The 15,299-nt window shown below is 53.3% G+C and carries 18 protein-coding genes; 6 read left to right on the forward strand and 12 right to left on the reverse strand.

The features are described 5' to 3' along the window. On the reverse strand, positions 1 to 849 hold the full coding sequence (locus HA50_RS21825) for an ABC transporter permease (protein ID WP_084878944.1): 849 nt from the start codon (positions 847 to 849) through the stop codon (positions 1 to 3). Beyond that, complete coding sequence (locus tag HA50_RS21830) at positions 846 to 2,339, reverse strand: ABC transporter substrate-binding protein (protein ID WP_084880131.1); 1,494 nt, start codon at positions 2,337 to 2,339, stop codon at positions 846 to 848. The genes HA50_RS21825 and HA50_RS21830 overlap by 4 nt, the downstream gene beginning before the upstream one ends. A 167-nt stretch (positions 2,340 to 2,506) precedes the next feature. Here HA50_RS21830 and HA50_RS21835 point away from each other — a divergent pair, with 167 nt between their 5' ends. From HA50_RS21835 to HA50_RS21845, 3 genes are all read left to right on the forward strand, one after another. After that, positions 2,507 to 3,163 carry a GntR family transcriptional regulator gene (locus tag HA50_RS21835; RefSeq protein ID WP_084878945.1) on the forward strand — a complete coding sequence of 219 codons (657 nt, stop codon included), beginning with the start codon at positions 2,507 to 2,509 and terminating at the stop codon, positions 3,161 to 3,163. Positions 3,164 to 3,468: 305 nt separating this feature from the next. Next, a complete protein-coding gene (locus tag HA50_RS21840) occupies positions 3,469 to 3,951 on the forward strand; it encodes an Hcp family type VI secretion system effector (RefSeq protein WP_084878946.1) in 483 nt (160 codons plus the stop codon). 20 nt (positions 3,952 to 3,971) lie between these two features. After that, entirely contained in the window at positions 3,972 to 4,883 is a 912-nt protein-coding gene (locus HA50_RS21845; RefSeq protein ID WP_084878947.1) for a hypothetical protein, read from the forward strand. A 51-nt stretch (positions 4,884 to 4,934) separates the two neighbouring features. On the opposite strand, the gene HA50_RS21850 is transcribed toward HA50_RS21845, so the two are convergent. The 7 genes from HA50_RS21850 to HA50_RS21880 all read right to left on the reverse strand — a co-directional run bounded on the left by HA50_RS21850 (position 4,935) and on the right by HA50_RS21880 (position 11,597). After that, positions 4,935 to 6,215 (reverse strand): glycoside hydrolase family 10-like protein, encoded by a 1,281-nt coding sequence (locus tag HA50_RS21850; RefSeq protein WP_338117372.1) that lies wholly within the window; start codon positions 6,213 to 6,215, stop codon positions 4,935 to 4,937. A 152-nt stretch (positions 6,216 to 6,367) separates the two neighbouring features. Next, the gene (locus HA50_RS21855) at positions 6,368 to 6,859 is read right to left on the reverse strand and encodes a GNAT family N-acetyltransferase (protein WP_084878949.1); all 492 of its coding nucleotides are present in this window, start codon (positions 6,857 to 6,859) and stop codon (positions 6,368 to 6,370) included. Continuing rightward, positions 6,847 to 7,113 carry a type II toxin-antitoxin system TacA family antitoxin gene (locus HA50_RS21860; RefSeq protein WP_084878950.1) on the reverse strand — a complete coding sequence of 89 codons (267 nt, stop codon included), beginning with the start codon at positions 7,111 to 7,113 and terminating at the stop codon, positions 6,847 to 6,849. The genes HA50_RS21855 and HA50_RS21860 overlap by 13 nt, the downstream gene beginning before the upstream one ends. Before the next feature lie 101 nt (positions 7,114 to 7,214). Beyond that, the gene (locus tag HA50_RS21865; RefSeq protein WP_084878951.1) at positions 7,215 to 7,874 is read right to left on the reverse strand and encodes a DUF1345 domain-containing protein; all 660 of its coding nucleotides are present in this window, start codon (positions 7,872 to 7,874) and stop codon (positions 7,215 to 7,217) included. A gap of 93 nt (positions 7,875 to 7,967) precedes the next feature. Then, the gene (locus tag HA50_RS21870) at positions 7,968 to 9,620 is read right to left on the reverse strand and encodes a M28 family peptidase (RefSeq protein WP_084878952.1); all 1,653 of its coding nucleotides are present in this window, start codon (positions 9,618 to 9,620) and stop codon (positions 7,968 to 7,970) included. Continuing rightward, on the reverse strand, positions 9,607 to 10,410 hold the full coding sequence (locus HA50_RS21875) for a transporter substrate-binding domain-containing protein (RefSeq protein WP_084878953.1): 804 nt from the start codon (positions 10,408 to 10,410) through the stop codon (positions 9,607 to 9,609). The genes HA50_RS21870 and HA50_RS21875 overlap by 14 nt, the downstream gene beginning before the upstream one ends. After that, positions 10,407 to 11,597: a M20 family metallopeptidase gene (locus HA50_RS21880; RefSeq protein ID WP_084878954.1), complete on the reverse strand. Its 1,191-nt coding sequence runs from the start codon at positions 11,595 to 11,597 to the stop codon at positions 10,407 to 10,409. Before HA50_RS21880 ends, HA50_RS21875 begins: the two co-directional genes overlap by 4 nt. Positions 11,598 to 11,767: 170 nt before the next feature. On the opposite strand from HA50_RS21880, the gene HA50_RS21885 reads away from it, so the two are divergent. Then, entirely contained in the window at positions 11,768 to 12,658 is an 891-nt protein-coding gene (locus HA50_RS21885; RefSeq protein ID WP_084878955.1) for a LysR family transcriptional regulator, read from the forward strand. Here the strand turns inward: HA50_RS21885 and HA50_RS21890 are convergent, their stop codons facing one another. Beyond that, complete coding sequence (locus tag HA50_RS21890) at positions 12,659 to 13,945, reverse strand: methyl-accepting chemotaxis protein (protein ID WP_084878956.1); 1,287 nt, start codon at positions 13,943 to 13,945, stop codon at positions 12,659 to 12,661. 43 nt (positions 13,946 to 13,988) lie between these two features. Between HA50_RS21890 and HA50_RS31425 the strand changes: the two genes are divergently transcribed. Further along, positions 13,989 to 14,147 (forward strand): hypothetical protein, encoded by a 159-nt coding sequence (locus tag HA50_RS31425; protein WP_158087429.1) that lies wholly within the window; start codon positions 13,989 to 13,991, stop codon positions 14,145 to 14,147. Between the two features lie 87 nt (positions 14,148 to 14,234). Here HA50_RS31425 and HA50_RS21895 read toward each other — a convergent pair whose 3' ends face one another. Then, positions 14,235 to 14,525, reverse strand: a complete 291-nt coding sequence (locus HA50_RS21895; protein WP_084878957.1) for a type II toxin-antitoxin system RelE family toxin — start codon at positions 14,523 to 14,525, stop codon at positions 14,235 to 14,237. Continuing rightward, positions 14,522 to 14,773 (reverse strand): type II toxin-antitoxin system Phd/YefM family antitoxin, encoded by a 252-nt coding sequence (locus tag HA50_RS21900; RefSeq protein WP_084878958.1) that lies wholly within the window; start codon positions 14,771 to 14,773, stop codon positions 14,522 to 14,524. The genes HA50_RS21895 and HA50_RS21900 overlap by 4 nt, the downstream gene beginning before the upstream one ends. Positions 14,774 to 15,069: 296 nt before the next feature. Here HA50_RS21900 and HA50_RS21905 point away from each other — a divergent pair, with 296 nt between their 5' ends. Then, positions 15,070 to 15,276: a glycine zipper domain-containing protein gene (locus HA50_RS21905; RefSeq protein ID WP_084878959.1), complete on the forward strand. Its 207-nt coding sequence runs from the start codon at positions 15,070 to 15,072 to the stop codon at positions 15,274 to 15,276. The last annotated feature ends 23 nt before the right edge of the window (positions 15,277 to 15,299 follow it).

Consider the following 15,299-nt stretch of genomic DNA (forward strand, 5'->3'; position numbering starts at 1 on the left):
TTAGTCAAGCCTCGTGTGGGTGCGGCGCAGCAACGCATCACCCAGCAGGTTACAGCCAATCACCAGTGCGGCAATCACCAGGCCGGGATACAACACCAGCCATTGCGCCAGCAACATATAGGAGCGGCCTTCGCCAATCAGATTACCCAGCGTGGGAGTCGGCGGCTGAATACCCATGCCGAGAAAACCGACCGACGCTTCCAGCACAATCAGACGCGGAATATCCAGTGTCAGCAGCACCACCAGCGGGGTGAGCAGGTTAGGGAGAATATGGCGCAGCAGGATGCGCAGCGGCGAGAACCCCATTGCCTTCGCCGCCTGGATGTACTCCAGCTCGCGAATTTCCAGCGTTTTGGCACGGGCCACGCGCGCATAAATCGCCCAGCTGGTCACTCCCATGATCACGATGATGTTGGTGGTGGAGGTTCCCATCAGGGCAATCACCAGCAAAATCAGCAAGATAAAGGGGACTGCCAACTGAATATCAATCAGGCGCATAATCAGGGCATCGACCCAGCCACCGGCATAACCGGCAATCATGCCCAGCGCGACACCCGCCACGGCCCCAATAGCGGCAGCCAGCATCACCACCATCAGTGACAGGCGGGTGCCTGCCAGAATACGCGATAACAGATCGCGTCCTAACTGATCGGTCCCCAGCCAGTGGCCGGGACTACCGGGTGGCAGAAACATATCGGCCAGCTGATTGGTTAAGGGATCAGGCAGCGGTAGCCAGGGGGAAATCAACGCAGCCACAATCACCACGATCAGCAGCAGGCTGCCGATCACGGCGTCACCGTAAAAAATACGGCGTGGGCGACGTTGTAAGGCTGCCGCTGGCGTAATCATTTCAGCCTCAAATCGTACAGCGGGATACGCGCATCGACGCGCCCTTTGAACGTCAGCTTATCGCTGTGCGCATACAGGGTGTCTTCACGATAGAGCGGAATCAGTGGCTGCTGCTCAGCGACACGCTGCTGAATCTGCTCAAGCAGTTTTTTGCGTTTATCGGCATCAACCGTCTGGCGGCTCTGATCCAGCAGCTTATCCAGCTCAGGATCGTTAACTGTGGAGTAGGGTTCGCCGCTGTGCAGAATCGGGAACAGCGCGGCATCGGCGTCCAGCGTCTGGGTCGAACCCCAGGCCAGCATATACATCGGTGCCTGTTTCTGTGCCGCGACCTGCTGGGTATAGACCGACCACTCAGGCACTTCCAGCTGTGCTTTTACGCCAATGGCACTGAGATCCTGCACGATGGCCTGCGCCACATCCGCGCTGGCGATATAGCGCCGCGGAGCCTGGAAGCGCAGGGTAAAGCCATCTGGATACCCCGCCTGCGCCAGCAGCGATTTGGCTTTCGCCACATCCTGCACCGTGGCCGGAACGGCCAGATAACCAAAGTCATTGGCACCGGCCATGGTGCCGGTTGGTGTGCCGTAACCGTGCAGCAGCTGCTGGGTGTAAGCCTGACGATTTAGCGCCAGCGACAGCGCCTGACGCACGCGGACGTCGTTAAGCGGTTTTTCGCTGTCTTTCAGACCCAGATAGATGGTCAGCCCGCCGCCTTTTACCTGCTCAAGCTGCACGCCAGGACGGTTTTTCAGTGCCGGGACCAGGTCAGCCGGAACGCTTTCCACCAGCTGCACTTCACCGGTCAGCAGCGCGGTAATGCGCGAGGTCGCTTCCGGAATCGGACGCCAGGTGACGCGATCAATCGAGGGTTTGCCACGCCAGTACGCATCGTTGGCGACCATCACCACTTTCTCATCCGGGATGAAGGTATCGAGCTTATAGGCACCGCTGCCTACCGGTTTGCGCGCAAACTCGCTGGCACCGACTTTTTTCACGTAGGCTGGCGGAACAATATAGGCTGGATAACGGCTCATACGCGTTGGCAGCAGCGGATCGGGGCCGTTAGTATGGATCAGCACCTGATAATCGTTGACCACTTCGACCGACTTGATGGTGCGAATGTAAGATATGGTCGGAGCATGGTTTGCCGGATCCAGAATACGGTCGATGGAAAATTTAACCGCCTCAGCATTCACCGGTTCACCATCGGTAAAATTCACCCCTTTGCGCAGGTTAAATTGCCAGGTGGTGTCGTTGATGGCTTTCCAGTCGGTTGCCAGACCGGGTTGCAGCGACATGTCGTCGGCACGGCGGACCAGGGTATCGAAGATGTTATCCACGAGAGTGGCGGCTTCTTTAAGAAAGCCGGGGTCCATCGCCGTCGCCGATGCAGGCTGGGCAATGGTCAGTTCTGCCGCCTGCAGAGTGGTGGGCAACAGGGCAAACAACAATGCTGTAGTAGCAAACTTCACTGCAGGTAGTCTCATAAACTTCATCCCAAAATGCATTCGGTAACGTAGTGAAAAGAGTGGTGCTGCCAGGAATCTGTGCTTCGCTTGTTTTGTAATACATGATATATCCTATAGCGAGCATTGATGGCAACAAAACATTTAAACTTCTTACCATTTGCACAATCCGGGAAAGGACAAAACGCATGATTGAAATGGAAAAAGCACAGCGATTGAGTCTGACCGCCCAGGTTGAAGCCACGCTGCGTAGCGCCCTGATTGTCGGCAAACTGAAGCCCGGCGCCCGCCTTGTGACCCGTGATCTCGCTGCACAACTGGGGACCAGCATCACTCCGGTACGTGAGGCATTGCTACGCCTGGTTTCTGCTGGTGCGTTGAATGCCACCCCGGCCGCGGCTTTTCTGGTCCCGGAAATGCCGTTATCGCGTTATCAGGAAATCACGCTGATACGTAAGCAACTGGAAGGGTTGGCGGTGAAGATGGCGGTGCCAAATATCAACAAAAAACAGCTCACCGAACTGAAAAAACTCTGTAATCGCTTTATGCAGGCCAAGCTGAACGGAGAAGTGGAGGCCGCGCTGGAGGCAAACCGTGCTTTCCGTTTTACCTTGTATGGTTACGCGCAAATGCCGACGCTGGTGGCGTTGATTGAACAGCTGTGGGTGCAGATTGGTCCCTGCCTGAATTACCTTTATCCGCAATCAACCGAAATGGTGAAAGGCCACAACTACGATCGTCTGCTGGAGGCGATACAGTCGCAGGATGTTGCGGTTGCTGAACAGGTGGTGTTAAAGGCGATCGATGATGGTACGGCGATTTTGCTGAAGAAGTATTTTGTCTGAGTACTTAGCCACAAATTTAAAAAAGACTCACCTCTCCAGAATCTTAAAGCCGTTTTTTATGCGGTGATGTTCAGGACGCGCAGCCTGACATGACCCCTGAATCGTAAACGGTATCATCAATGGGTCCTTTTCAGACCGTTTTCCTGCCTGCATGTGCGTTCTGCCCGACCGGGCATCTCCCCTGATCACGTTTTTAAGAATGTTCCTGGAATTAATCAGATCCAGTTAAAAATATTGAAACATAAATACGTTAAGGTTACTTATTAATCACGAAAATTATCTCAAACCTCCTGAGGGAATATAAAATGGCAATAGATACTTTTTTAAAGGTTGAAGGTGTAACCGGCGAATCAAATGATTCAAATCATAAAAACTGGACAGATGTAATGTCATTTACCTGGGGCGCATCCCAGCAAGGTAACATGGCGGTGGGCGGCGGCGGCGGGAGTGGTAAGGTCAATTACCGCGATTTGCAAATCCAGGCACTTATCGATAAATCCACACCCTCCATTTTAAAATTCTGTTCCAGCGGTAAGCACGTTAATAAAGTTGAAATTTCCATATGTAAAGCGGGCGGCTCTCAGGTGGAATATTCCCGTATCGTATTGGAAGAGGTGCTGGTGACGCTGGTCGAGTTTGCTGGTGTAGGTCACACCGACACGATTGTTGTTAACTATCGATTCCAGGCGGCGAAAGTGACTCTGCATTATTGGGAACAGACGGAACAAGGCACCAAAGGTGCTGAAACCCAATCCGGTTGGGATATAAAACAAAATAAAGAAATATAATTTAACCACGAGGAGATGCTATGGCAGACCCAACGCTGGAAGTAGAGTCAGTATTAAAGGGTAGTCTGCTCAGTGAGGACGATCTGCGAATTATTCTCACTTTTGTTAATGAACTGGATAGCGAAACTCTGGCACAATTCGAAAGTGATACTGACTCCGGCATCATGAACGAATTCATGAAGTTACAGCTTGCCAGTCAGCGCAGGATCGAACAGGAAGATTACGGCAGGACCCGGGATGAGGAGGAGAGCATAGGCCTGAGGAATATGGCTGGTAGCACACTGGATAATAATCAGGACGTTTTCCAGAATTATTCAACCTCCGTCAAGGGATACGGTGGCAACGTCTATGACGATACACAAAAAAGTAATTATTCCATGGCTGCCCAGGTTGTGTCTGTCATCGGTGCTTTCTCGGGAGCCGGTTCCCTTTTTGCTACAACGGCCGCCGCTCAGGCTGGCGAAGCACTGATGAGCAATATCTATGTGCGTTATACGCTGGGAGCCATTGGTGTGCTGGGAATTTCAGGCGGCTGCGCGCTGGCGGTACGCAACCTACTCTCTGATCGCCAGGTCGCAACGAATAAAAAACTGCTGGATGCCATGAAGAAAATGGCGAAAGCCAGAGTCAAGCTCACGACATTTTTTAATGAGACTCGCGTTAAAATACTCAAGGATGAAGAGAAGGCAAAGAAAAGTGCTTTACTCTATATGAACCGTCGGCCAGTTAATCTTGCTGGCGCAGGTAATGTTCAGGCGCGGATGGAAAAGTTATTTTCTAATGTGTTATTAACCGACACTTCGCCACTGACGGCGAAGATATTGCTCAAAAGCAATGACTATTATGTCTCTTTGAACGATGACAGTAATCATCCTACGACTATTTCCAAAGATGACCTGAAGCTGATGGGTGAAATTGCAGGGATGTTTTAAATCAGGTCAGAGGGCCAGGCGTTTGTTTTCGTACGGTTGGCCCTCTGATCGTTAGCTCCCCCAGCGACTGCGCAGATAATTGACCGCCTCTTGTGTCTGCGGCTGGTTTAGATAGTTTTCCCGGAACAGAATCGTGCCACTAATCTGTGGTACTGATTCATTCAAATCGAGTTGTTTTTTCAGTTCCGGTACACCGCCATTGACTGTCCAGTCGGGTTCATTTTTTGACGGCTCTCCCACTTTGTAGAAGGCGACGCCGATATACAGCCGCGTATGGGTGGGTTTCACCACATTTGCCCACCAGTTTGCCAGCACATCATAACGGGCAGCCTGACGGGAGAAGGGCCAGTAAATTTGCGGGGCGATATAATCCAGCAATCCCATCTGTACCCAGCGGCGGGTATCGGCAAAAGCTTCGTCATAGGCCGCTGCGCCACGGGTATCGGAGCCTGCCGGGTCATGGGAAAGATTGCGCCACACGCCTGCCGGGCTGACACCGAATTCAACATTGGGTTTCAACTGTTTGATGGTACGCGATACCTGCTCAATCAGTTGCTGAGTATTGTGGCGCCGCCAGTCCGCTTTAGAAGCAAATCCCTGACCATAGGTTCTGAAGGTCTGGCTGTCGTTAAGAGTGGAGCCAGCCGATTCCGCATAGAAATAGTCATCAAACTGCACGCCATCAACCGGATAACGGGAAACCACTTCCGCAACGATACTGGTGATCCAGTCTCTGACTGCCGGAATGCCAGGGTCCAGCACAAAACGATCGCCTGCGGTCCGTATCCAGTCACGATGCAGCACAAATACGCTGGCAGGATTAAGTGACAGTGTCGCGTTGAGTTCCGCGACGGTTGAGGGTTTGGTATTGACGGAGACCCGGTAGGGATTGAACCACGCGTGGACTTTCATGCCGCGTTTGTGCGCTTCATCCAGCATAAATTGCAGAGGGTCATAGCCAGGATCGGCACCAATTTTGCCAGTCAGCATATCTGACCATGGCAAAATTTTTGATGGCCACAACGCGGTGCCATCGGGTTTCACCTGGAAGAAAACGGTGTTGATGCCAAGGCTTTTTAGTTTATCCAGCTTGTCGGTTAGCGCCTGCTGTTGCTGGCTAATGCGACTGGCAGCACTGCTGGCATTGACGGAATTGACTGGCGGCCAGTCGAGACGGGAGACCGTCGCCAGCCAGACGCCACGCACCGGTTCCTGGCTCGCTATGGGGTGCTGTGCTGGCAGAGGTTGTTTCGCTGCGGAAGGAAACGGCGTAACCAGCGATTTCGGTGGTTCTGAAGAACAACTGGCCAGCAAAAGCGCGGTGGCGACCACGTAGCCTAACTTTTTAACGAGAGTGGCGATGATAAGCTCCAGTGCTTTGCATTAATCGCGCGAAGAGCAACATTCTCTGACTCTCCGATTGAAAGTCAAGATGACTGACCCGCAACAGTTTCTGCCAAACCCCGATGCTCAAACTCTCTTGCTTATATGACGTTATTTAAAGGGAGAAACAGCGTTCTTTCCTGGGAGGTTGAAGCTTTAAATCCATGATGAAGGTAAAAACCTTTTGCCCCGTCAGTAAGTGCATGAACCATGATAGCTCGCACTCCAATATTTTCCGCCACGCGATATGAGCGCAAAATTGCGTCATGCAATAAATCGGCACCGAGTCCCTTGCCATGACACGAGGTATCCACCCCTAAACGTGCCAGGATAATGATGGGTATTGGATCGGGCATGTTGCGACGAAGGCTTCCGGTTGCCGTTGCATGATTTACGCTGCCGGTAGCAAGTGAATAAAATCCAACAACCTCTTTGCTATTCGATCTGCAAACCACAAATGTTCTTGCTGCTCCCATCGCCTGATTTTTTAATCCACGTTGCCTGAGCCATTCATCGAGAACGGTTTCTCCACAACGAAACTCCGCAAGTTGGTGGGTTGAGTCAAGTGGGGCAGGGATCGTTACCTGTCCCATTGTGGTTTTCTTGCCAGTAGTTTATCCAGTGCCGGATTAGCTGTTACCGGGGCATCAAGCATGTCGATAAACTCAGCATATTGTTCATCGTTAAGATTAAACACGCGGTGATCAAGGATAACGTTTTCCGCTGCGTGACAGGCCATTTCCAGAATGAAGTCGGTTCGTGATTTATGAAGAAGTTCAGCAGCGGCATCGATTAACGCTCGCTGAGATTCTTTAGCCCGAATATTGAGCTGAACATCAGATTTCATAGGGTCTCCATATGTATAGCAATTGCTTTACAAGCATCATACTCGGCTTGTAAAGCAATTGCTATACAACAGAACAGATTCATAGCTACGCCAAAGTGGCTTTAGCTCAGTAAACCGGCCCCGACGTTCACCGACAAGCCCAGAATCGCCAGATTGAAAACAAAGGAAATCACTGACTGCAGCAAGGTGATTTGCCGCATGTCGGTGGTTCCGGTCGCCACATCGGCGGTTTGTGAAGCCACGGCGATGGTGAAGGAAAAATAGAGGAAATCCCAGTAGCCGGGTTCCTGCGGTTTTTCCGGGAAGATCATCGGTGTGACGTCTTTACTGCGGCGCAGGTAGTGATGATGGGCGTAATGCATGGCGAAGGCGGTGGGCAACAAGGCCCAGGAGACCACCAGCGTTGCGCCGGTCAGCAGCAAATGCATCGCCCGGGGTGTCCCGGAGAGGTGTTTAAGCGAGGGCAGTTCCAGCAGGATCGCCAGGATACTGACCAGGCAGCCGAGAGTCACCAGGCCCAGCACCAGCCCTGCGCTCTCATCCTGCATCCTGGCGATATGCGGGATATCTTCCACCCTGGTACGCAACATGCGGAACCACATAAAAAACAGATAGAGCCATGCCAGCACATTCCAGCCGATCAGCAGTCGTTGCAGATAATCCAGTTGGGCAGGAAGGGCAAAATAGCACACCACGCCAGCCAGCATCGCGATCAGCAGGCGTGAGCGGGCGTGATAATAATTTCTGAAAGAAAAAGTCATGATGTGAGTGACTTAGCGATGGCACGATAGAATAACTGTAGACGCCCGAGACAGTTTTCTCCTCCCGCCGCATGGCGCAGCGGGCAGGGAGCATCAGTGTCTGCCTGCCTGTAAAACCGTCAGGCTTTCCTCCAGCAATTCCTCACCGCGCGCCAGCTGGCGCATATATTGCGTCTCCAGCATCAGCCAGTAGCGGTCACTGCAGTTCTCACGTCGGTGACCACTCAGCAACTGCATCCCCGGAAAGGCTCCACCGTGATAACTCAGGTCCGGATGATAATCATCACTGGCGCGATAACGCAGGCGATGCCAGAGGGCAATCGCAGCCTGCTGGCTCGCCGGGTGATGGGGTGAAGCACATTCGCGCTGCAATGCATCGAGCCATGTCGCCCAGGATTGCAGGGAAAACGCCGGATCGACTGCACCTTGCAACTGCGCCAGCGCATCGCTCAGCTGTTGCAGGTAATGCTGCGGGTCTGTCGGCAGCACATCCGCACTGAGCAGCTGCTGCAACCAGTGATAATGAATCTGCGCGTCACGCAGCAGCAGGGCTTCATCCACTTTATCTTCGGTGTCCTCCTCGGTATGCCACCACCAACCGCCACCGCTGCCGGGCGACAGGGTGGTGCGTACCAGCGGGGTTTCACGCAGTGCGAAGTGCAGCGGGATGCTGACGCCCCAGAAGGATTGATCGGCACCTTTTCCGAGCGGCGTAATGCGCTCAGCGGCTTTACCGGTTACAGCGTACAGCGCCTGATTCAGCCAGGCGGGGGATTCGGCACCGCTGGCGTTGATTACCAGCTCACTGCCATCGACACAACCGGGAGAGTCAACATTGATATGCGCCACGGCATGACGCAGCAGCGCTGTGCGATGGCTATCGGCATACCATGCCGAACCGCCATAACGGGCATTCGAATGCCCCGGCCACCAGGCAATGCGCAGACCGCGCTGAAGCGGCGGCGGTGAGCGGGAAAATGCCAGGGCCATCGCCAGGCAGAGCGCGTTACCCGTCGCGTTGTCGGTGAGTCCCTGGTGCCATGAGTCGTAGTGAGACGAGAGCAGCACAAACTCATCGCTGCTGCCGGGAATGTCCACCACCGGCAATGAACAGCGCGCAACATGCTCACGGACTTCCGTGGTGATTGTCGCTCGCAGTGGCTGCTGTTGTAACCGGCTGAGCAGCGTCTGTCCCTGTTGCTGATTAATGGTGATAATCGGGATGGTGGGATAACGCACGGCATCATCCGGCACCGGTGTGCCCCAGATCGGCCCGACCGTCTCCTCATGCAGCGCAGTTTCGGCGGATCCCCAGATGTGAATCAGTCCCGCGGCTCCTGCCTGCATCAGCCGTTGCACATAATCTTCAAAACCCTGATCGGCTACCACCAGTTTGCCACGGACCGATGCGGCCCACGCGGCAGAAGCCTTATCGGTGACAAATGACATCGACTGGCGATCATAGAACAGTTCTGCTTCACAACCCTCAGGGCAATTGGCGGAGAACGAGCGGGTTTTGGCCTGAAACTGCATGGCAGGATAGGCTGGCAGAGTCAGGCTGGCGGACAGCGGATCACTCAGCCATAGCGCGCAGCTTTCACGCGTATAGGGGATGCCGTGTTGTTCCAGCAGCGCGCACAGCACCTCTGCGCTGTGCTCGGCATCCTCACTACCGGAAAGCCGGTGCAGTGGGGCAAACGCCTCCAGCAATTGCCGCATGATGATTTGCCACTCACTGGGCTGCATTCACCGGCTCCGTGCGCGTCACTTTCATCTCCAGGTCGCCAAAGTAATGCTGCTTCACTTTTTCCCAGGTGCCATCGGCCATCACTTTAGCCAGCCCGGCGTTAAGCAGTTTCTGCATCTTCTCATCACCTTTACGCACGCCATAAGCTGAGCCGATGCTGAACAGCAGGTCATCCCGCACTTCCGGGCCGATCAGCGCGAAGTCTTTGCCTTCCGGTTTGTTGAGGAAACCGTACGTTACCGCCACGCCGGGACTCAGCGCACCATCAAGACGGCCCGCCGCCAAATCCTGATAGATCACATCCTGATCGGGGTACATCACGATATCCACCCCTTTAGGAGCCCAGTATTTATTGGCGTACATCTCCTGGATAGATCCCTGCTGCACGGCGATGCGTTTGCCCTGCAACGAGGCGGCGTCAGGCTGCAAGTTGCTGCCTTTATGCGCGACCAGTTTAGTGGGGATATGGTAGATGAAATCGCTGAAATCAATCGATTTCTGGCGCTTCGCCGTGGCACCGAGCGGTGAGATAAAATCCACTTTGCGTGCCATCAGTGACGGAATTTCGGCATCGAAACTGCTCACCACATATTCACACTTCACCTGTGCCGCTTTGCATACCGCGTTGGTGATGTCGATTTCAAAACCGGTTGGTGTCCCTGACGCATCACGGTACTGGAACGGGGGATAACTCAGGTCTGCGCCCACGCGCAGGGTTTCACCGGCTGACCACGCCTGCGCACTCAGCGCCATCGTCATCATCGCTAACAGGGTTACAGCAGACTTCATTGGGATTCTCCAGCAGGATAGTGAACAGAACGCCAGGCGGTGAATTCATCACGTACCGCCTGCAAGGCCGCAGGGTCGAGCAAATCAAGCGCCGTCATCGCCATGGCTTTGGCGGCATTCAGCATAGCTGCCATGCCAGCATCGGAACCGGCTGCGGCAGCAAATTCCGGCGTATGTGGCACCACATCGCCAATACGCAGGTAAGGGTGGATGGCGGCCGTGATTTGGCTGACATTGCCGATATCCGATGAACCCACGCCGCCACGCTCCGGCGGCGCTTCGGTAGTCAGTCCCAGCTGCTCCAGGTTGCGCTGAAACAGCCCGGCCAGCGCCAGATTGTTATTGCGTTCGGCATAGGTCAGCCCTTCTTCAATCTCCAGCCGTGCGCCGCTCATCGCCGCTGCTGCCGCTGCCGCTGCAAACACTTTCTGCCGGACAATCTGCAAACCACCCATGGTGGCCGCGCGCAGCAGAAATTTCGCTTCGGCATAGGCTGGAACGATATTGGTCGCGCTGCCGCCATGGGTGATGATGCCGTGCACACGGATGTCATCGGTAAAGAACTGACGCAACGCATTCACGCCAACAAAGGTCTGAATCACGCCGTCCAGCGCGCTGATACCCAAATGGGGGGCAGAGGCGGCATGTGCCGCTTTACCATAAAACTTAAACACGGCGTCGACGCAGGCCAGTGCGCCTCGGGTCACCATATTTTTCTCCCTGGGGTGGAACATCATGACGGCGTCTGCGCTGTCGAACAGCCCGGCGTTGGCCATGATAATTTTGCCGCCGCCTTCTTCCTCTGCCGGGGTGCCCATCACCTCCAGGCTACCGTGGGTCAGCGTGCCACTGTTCACCAGCGCCAGTGCTGCTGCCACTGAGGCGCTACCGATCAGGTTATGACCGCAGGCATGGCCCAGTTCCGCCAGGGCGTCATATTCCGCCAGCAATACCAGACGAGGACCGGGTCGACCGGTATCGAAACGGGCGCAAAAGGCGGTGTCCAGACCCGCCACTGGCTGCGTCAGCGTAAAGCCCGCCGCCGCCAGCGGGGCCTGTAACCGCTGTGCTGCACGATGTTCATTGAAACTCAGCTCCGGATCGCCGTGAATCTCACGCGCCAGCGTGCTCATCGCCGCGCTGCTCGCCTCTACAGCATAAATAATTTTTTGCTTTTGCTCAGTCATGGTGCAGTGCAGGCTCCATAAACACCAAATTGGTGCGTGTAATTTATTGAATTAAATCCTGTTGTTCAGATATACCCCGCTTTATCACAAAAGCCCAATTGAGCTTTTTTATTGCTTGCGTCATCAACGCAAAAAATATTTTATGGATAGGAGAAAACAGGAAGGCAGAGATGAACGAGAAAGACTGGCTGATTATTTTTACTGTCTGGCAGCACCAGAACATCACGCGCGCGGCGCAGCAGCTGTATACCTCACAGCCCGCGCTGAGTTATCGGCTGAAGCAGATTGAGCGCAAACTCAATGTGCAGCTGTTTGAAGAAAGCGGTCGCAGCCTGATTTTCAGCGCCCAGGGACGTTATCTGGCGCAGCACGCCGATAAGATGTTGCAGGAATCGCAGCAGCTGCGGCAGACGCTGCACAGCCTCAGCCAGCCACGTCAGGGCGAGCTACGCATTGGTGTCACCAGCAACTTTGCTGCCTATCGGTTGCCTGAGATCCTGGCGCGGTTCAGCGAACTGCATAGCGGCATCCGCGTCAATCTGGTCAGTGGTTTAAGCGAAGAGATGTATCAAAAACTCCAGCGTGACGAAGTGCATGCCGCACTGGTGAAAGATGATTATCACTGGCGGGACGGTAAGCGGCTGGTGGATATTGATGATTATTGGCTGGTCAGCCAGCAGCCACTCGACCTGCAATTATTGCCGCAGCTGCCACAAATTCGTATCAATCATGGCGGCCATATCACTCATCTGATTGAGCGCTGGTGGAACGCCAATTTCACCCTGGCACCGCGCGTGGCAATGCAGGTGGATAAGCTGGAAGTGTGCCTGGCGATGGTGGAGCGTGGTCTGGGTTATGCGATTGTATCGAGCTATCAACCTCTGTCAGAACGGTTGTGGTGCCAGCCGTTGCAGGTAGCGGGGGAGACGCTGAAAAGCCGCACCTGGCTGTTGTATCAGCACGCCAGTCACGATGCCTCGGTGATTATGCCTTTCGTTGAAATGTTTGCTGATTTGAGTTTCGGGGAAGGGGAGCCATCCGGCTCCCGTCATGTTCAATAATCACACATCCAGACGATGGATGACATTAACAAATTCGTGCACGCCGCGGTTTATTTCGCGCAGGCTGCGCGAGAGGTCGCTGATTTTATCCTGCTCGGTCACCACAAAATGTTTGACCTCATCCAGCTGTTGATACATTTGCTGGATCAGACGCGCATTCTCTTCCACCACTTCAGTGATTTTTTTGGTGGCCGTTGAAGTTGAAGCCGCCAGTCGTCGCACCTCGCCCGCTACCACACTAAACCCGCGCCCGGCTTCGCCAGCCCGTGCCGATTCAATCGCCGCGTTCAGCGCCAGAATATTGGTTTGTGAGGCAATCAGGTTAATCGATTCCACCACTTCGCTGATGCTTTTGGCTGAGGCATTAAGCTGCGCACCGATCTCGGTGGCGGCATTGACCTGCTGCGCCACCAGCCCCGAGTTACGGACCGTTTCATCCAGCACTTCATTGGCGTTGTGGGTGATTTGCGAGGTTTGTTCCGAGGTGGTCACGGCGATATCCGCCACCCGTTTTGCGGCTTCAACACGGCTGGTGATATCTGAGGCAATTTTGATGACTTTGTGCACCTTACCGTCCACGTCATAGACCGGGTTGTAGCTGGCTTCAAGCCAGATACGTTCACCGCTGGCCGTTTTGCGCTCAAAACGACCGACAAAGTGCTGACCTTTGCTGATTTTTTGCCAGAAATCCGGATTCTCACGATAAAAATTGTCATAGCAGAAGATGCGATGGTGCTTGCCGACAATCGCGGACAGCTGATAACCCATGTGGGTGAGGAAATTGTTGTTGGCGCCGATGATGTGGCCGTCGGGTGTGAATTCAATCACCGCCATCGAGCGGTCCAGCGCGGTGATGACGGCTTCTTTTTGCTCCAGTTCCTGATGTCGTGCGGTGATGTCGGTGGCGACTTTAATCACCTTGTAGACTTTGCCTTTATCGTCGCTGACCGGAAAGTAGGTGGCACTGAGATAGAACCGTTGCTGCTGCTTATTGAAGCGTTCAAAAATGCCGGTGACCGATTCACCTGAAGCCAGCGTCTGCCAGAAGGTGCGATAGTCCGACGACTGGCTGTAAACCGGGCTACAGAAAATCCGGTGATGTTTCCCCTGAATTTCGCTCAGGCTGTAGCCGGTAACCTCAAGAAACTGCGGGTTAGCGCTGAGTATTTCGCCATCAGGCAAAAACTCAATCCATGCCACATGCTGTTTGATCGCATTAATGTCCTTCACTATGTTGCCATCTTTGGAGAAATGCAGAGCAAGGCTCGATTTTTTCACACCAAACATAAGACACCCCAGGAGGTTATCGCTATTCCGTTGAATAAGACGTATGCAGAGCCTTCTCTGGCTACGCCTGCTGGGGCGTAACTTTCATGGCGTGCTGCATGATTTTTCCCTGCCGGACATGACAGATGTCTCTTCTGCACATCGCTGTGCAGGCCGGGATAGTGTTGTCCTGACCAACCTGGTGTTTTTTGAAGCGAGCTAAGACAGACCTGTAAAAGTCTATGCTGTTTTAACTATCGGCAGAGCCGGCAAGAAGTTGAGAAAAGATTGTGAGACAGTCATCAAAAATTTAAGATCTCATGCGTTCGCTTGCCAGGTTATAAACATCACTACGTTCTCTTTTACCGACGGCTACTACCGCGATGACCAATTGCATATCAATAACCTGGTAGACCAGACGGAAACCAGAAGCACGAAGTTTTATCTTGTAGCAGTCTTTTATTCCCCGTAGTTTTGCTGCGGGGATATGCGGATTCTCACAACACTTTTTAAGTTTCTTTGCAAACTGTTGTTGAATCGTTTTGTCCAGTTTTTGCCATTCTTTGAGCGCATCTTGCCTGAATTTTACGATATAGCTCATAAAAAACTATCCAGGTCCACATCCAGTAATGGCTGATTGTTGCGCTCATTAACCAGGTTGACCAGTTCATGGTCGTCCAGCGCATCGAGCATTTTTTCGTAAAGCTCAGCGGGTACACAATAAAATGCGGGTTGATTGCGGTTCAGTATAGCCACCGGAAAACCATCTCCGGCACTGACTGTTGCCATCGGATTTTTCTTTAGTTCGCTAACGCTAGCGCTGGTATCACTCAGAATAATATGCGGCATATGGGCCTCTTGTAATGACTGCTTAACAGGTCTCCAGAGTATCGAAGTCAAGACCTGTTAACAAGTTCCGGATGCGAAGGAATACCACATCTTGTTAGTTACAACAAACTATAGTGCATGAAAAAAATCACCCAAAAAATTAAACACTGTGCCCCTCATTGTTTTCCAGGATACATAGCGAATCAAAGAGTTACAGTTTTGCTGTTCACTGCCTTAACCCGTTTATTCATCATTGTGATTAGGGAGGATATTCTGAGATCCCGAGTTGTCTTTCATTTCCTGTGGACTGAAAATAAATGCGTAAAATTTCGATTCTGGTCGTCACTCTGAGCCTGCTGATGTCCGTGACTTCCCAGGCACAGGCAAAAGGATGCCTTAAAGGGGCCGCCGTCGGTGCAGCGGTGGGGCACCTCAAACATCATGCTGTTATCGGTGCGGCAGTTGGATGTGTTGTCGGCCATCATATGGCAAATAAGCAGCAGAAAAGCGCTGAGCAAAAATAGTTAAAACAGAAGGTAGCGAAACA

The sequence above is a fragment of the Pantoea cypripedii genome (genome assembly GCF_002095535.1).
Lineage (GTDB): Bacteria > Pseudomonadota > Gammaproteobacteria > Enterobacterales > Enterobacteriaceae > Pantoea > Pantoea cypripedii.

Coding starts and splice junctions, on each gene's coding strand:
- HA50_RS21825 (WP_084878944.1), bottom strand. CDS start 849: ATGATTACGCCAGCGGCAGCCTTACAACGTCGCCCACGCCGTATTTTT.
- HA50_RS21830 (WP_084880131.1), bottom strand. CDS start 2,339: ATGAGACTACCTGCAGTGAAGTTTGCTACTACAGCATTGTTGTTTGCC.
- HA50_RS21835 (WP_084878945.1), top strand. CDS start 2,507: ATGATTGAAATGGAAAAAGCACAGCGATTGAGTCTGACCGCCCAGGTT.
- HA50_RS21840 (WP_084878946.1), top strand. CDS start 3,469: ATGGCAATAGATACTTTTTTAAAGGTTGAAGGTGTAACCGGCGAATCA.
- HA50_RS21845 (WP_084878947.1), top strand. CDS start 3,972: ATGGCAGACCCAACGCTGGAAGTAGAGTCAGTATTAAAGGGTAGTCTG.
- HA50_RS21855 (WP_084878949.1), bottom strand. CDS start 6,859: ATGGGACAGGTAACGATCCCTGCCCCACTTGACTCAACCCACCAACTT.
- HA50_RS21860 (WP_084878950.1), bottom strand. CDS start 7,113: ATGAAATCTGATGTTCAGCTCAATATTCGGGCTAAAGAATCTCAGCGA.
- HA50_RS21865 (WP_084878951.1), bottom strand. CDS start 7,874: ATGACTTTTTCTTTCAGAAATTATTATCACGCCCGCTCACGCCTGCTG.
- HA50_RS21870 (WP_084878952.1), bottom strand. CDS start 9,620: ATGCAGCCCAGTGAGTGGCAAATCATCATGCGGCAATTGCTGGAGGCG.
- HA50_RS21875 (WP_084878953.1), bottom strand. CDS start 10,410: ATGAAGTCTGCTGTAACCCTGTTAGCGATGATGACGATGGCGCTGAGT.
- HA50_RS21880 (WP_084878954.1), bottom strand. CDS start 11,597: ATGACTGAGCAAAAGCAAAAAATTATTTATGCTGTAGAGGCGAGCAGC.
- HA50_RS21885 (WP_084878955.1), top strand. CDS start 11,768: ATGAACGAGAAAGACTGGCTGATTATTTTTACTGTCTGGCAGCACCAG.
- HA50_RS21890 (WP_084878956.1), bottom strand. CDS start 13,945: ATGTTTGGTGTGAAAAAATCGAGCCTTGCTCTGCATTTCTCCAAAGAT.
- HA50_RS31425 (WP_158087429.1), top strand. CDS start 13,989: ATGCAGAGCCTTCTCTGGCTACGCCTGCTGGGGCGTAACTTTCATGGC.
- HA50_RS21895 (WP_084878957.1), bottom strand. CDS start 14,525: ATGAGCTATATCGTAAAATTCAGGCAAGATGCGCTCAAAGAATGGCAA.
- HA50_RS21900 (WP_084878958.1), bottom strand. CDS start 14,773: ATGCCGCATATTATTCTGAGTGATACCAGCGCTAGCGTTAGCGAACTA.
- HA50_RS21905 (WP_084878959.1), top strand. CDS start 15,070: ATGCGTAAAATTTCGATTCTGGTCGTCACTCTGAGCCTGCTGATGTCC.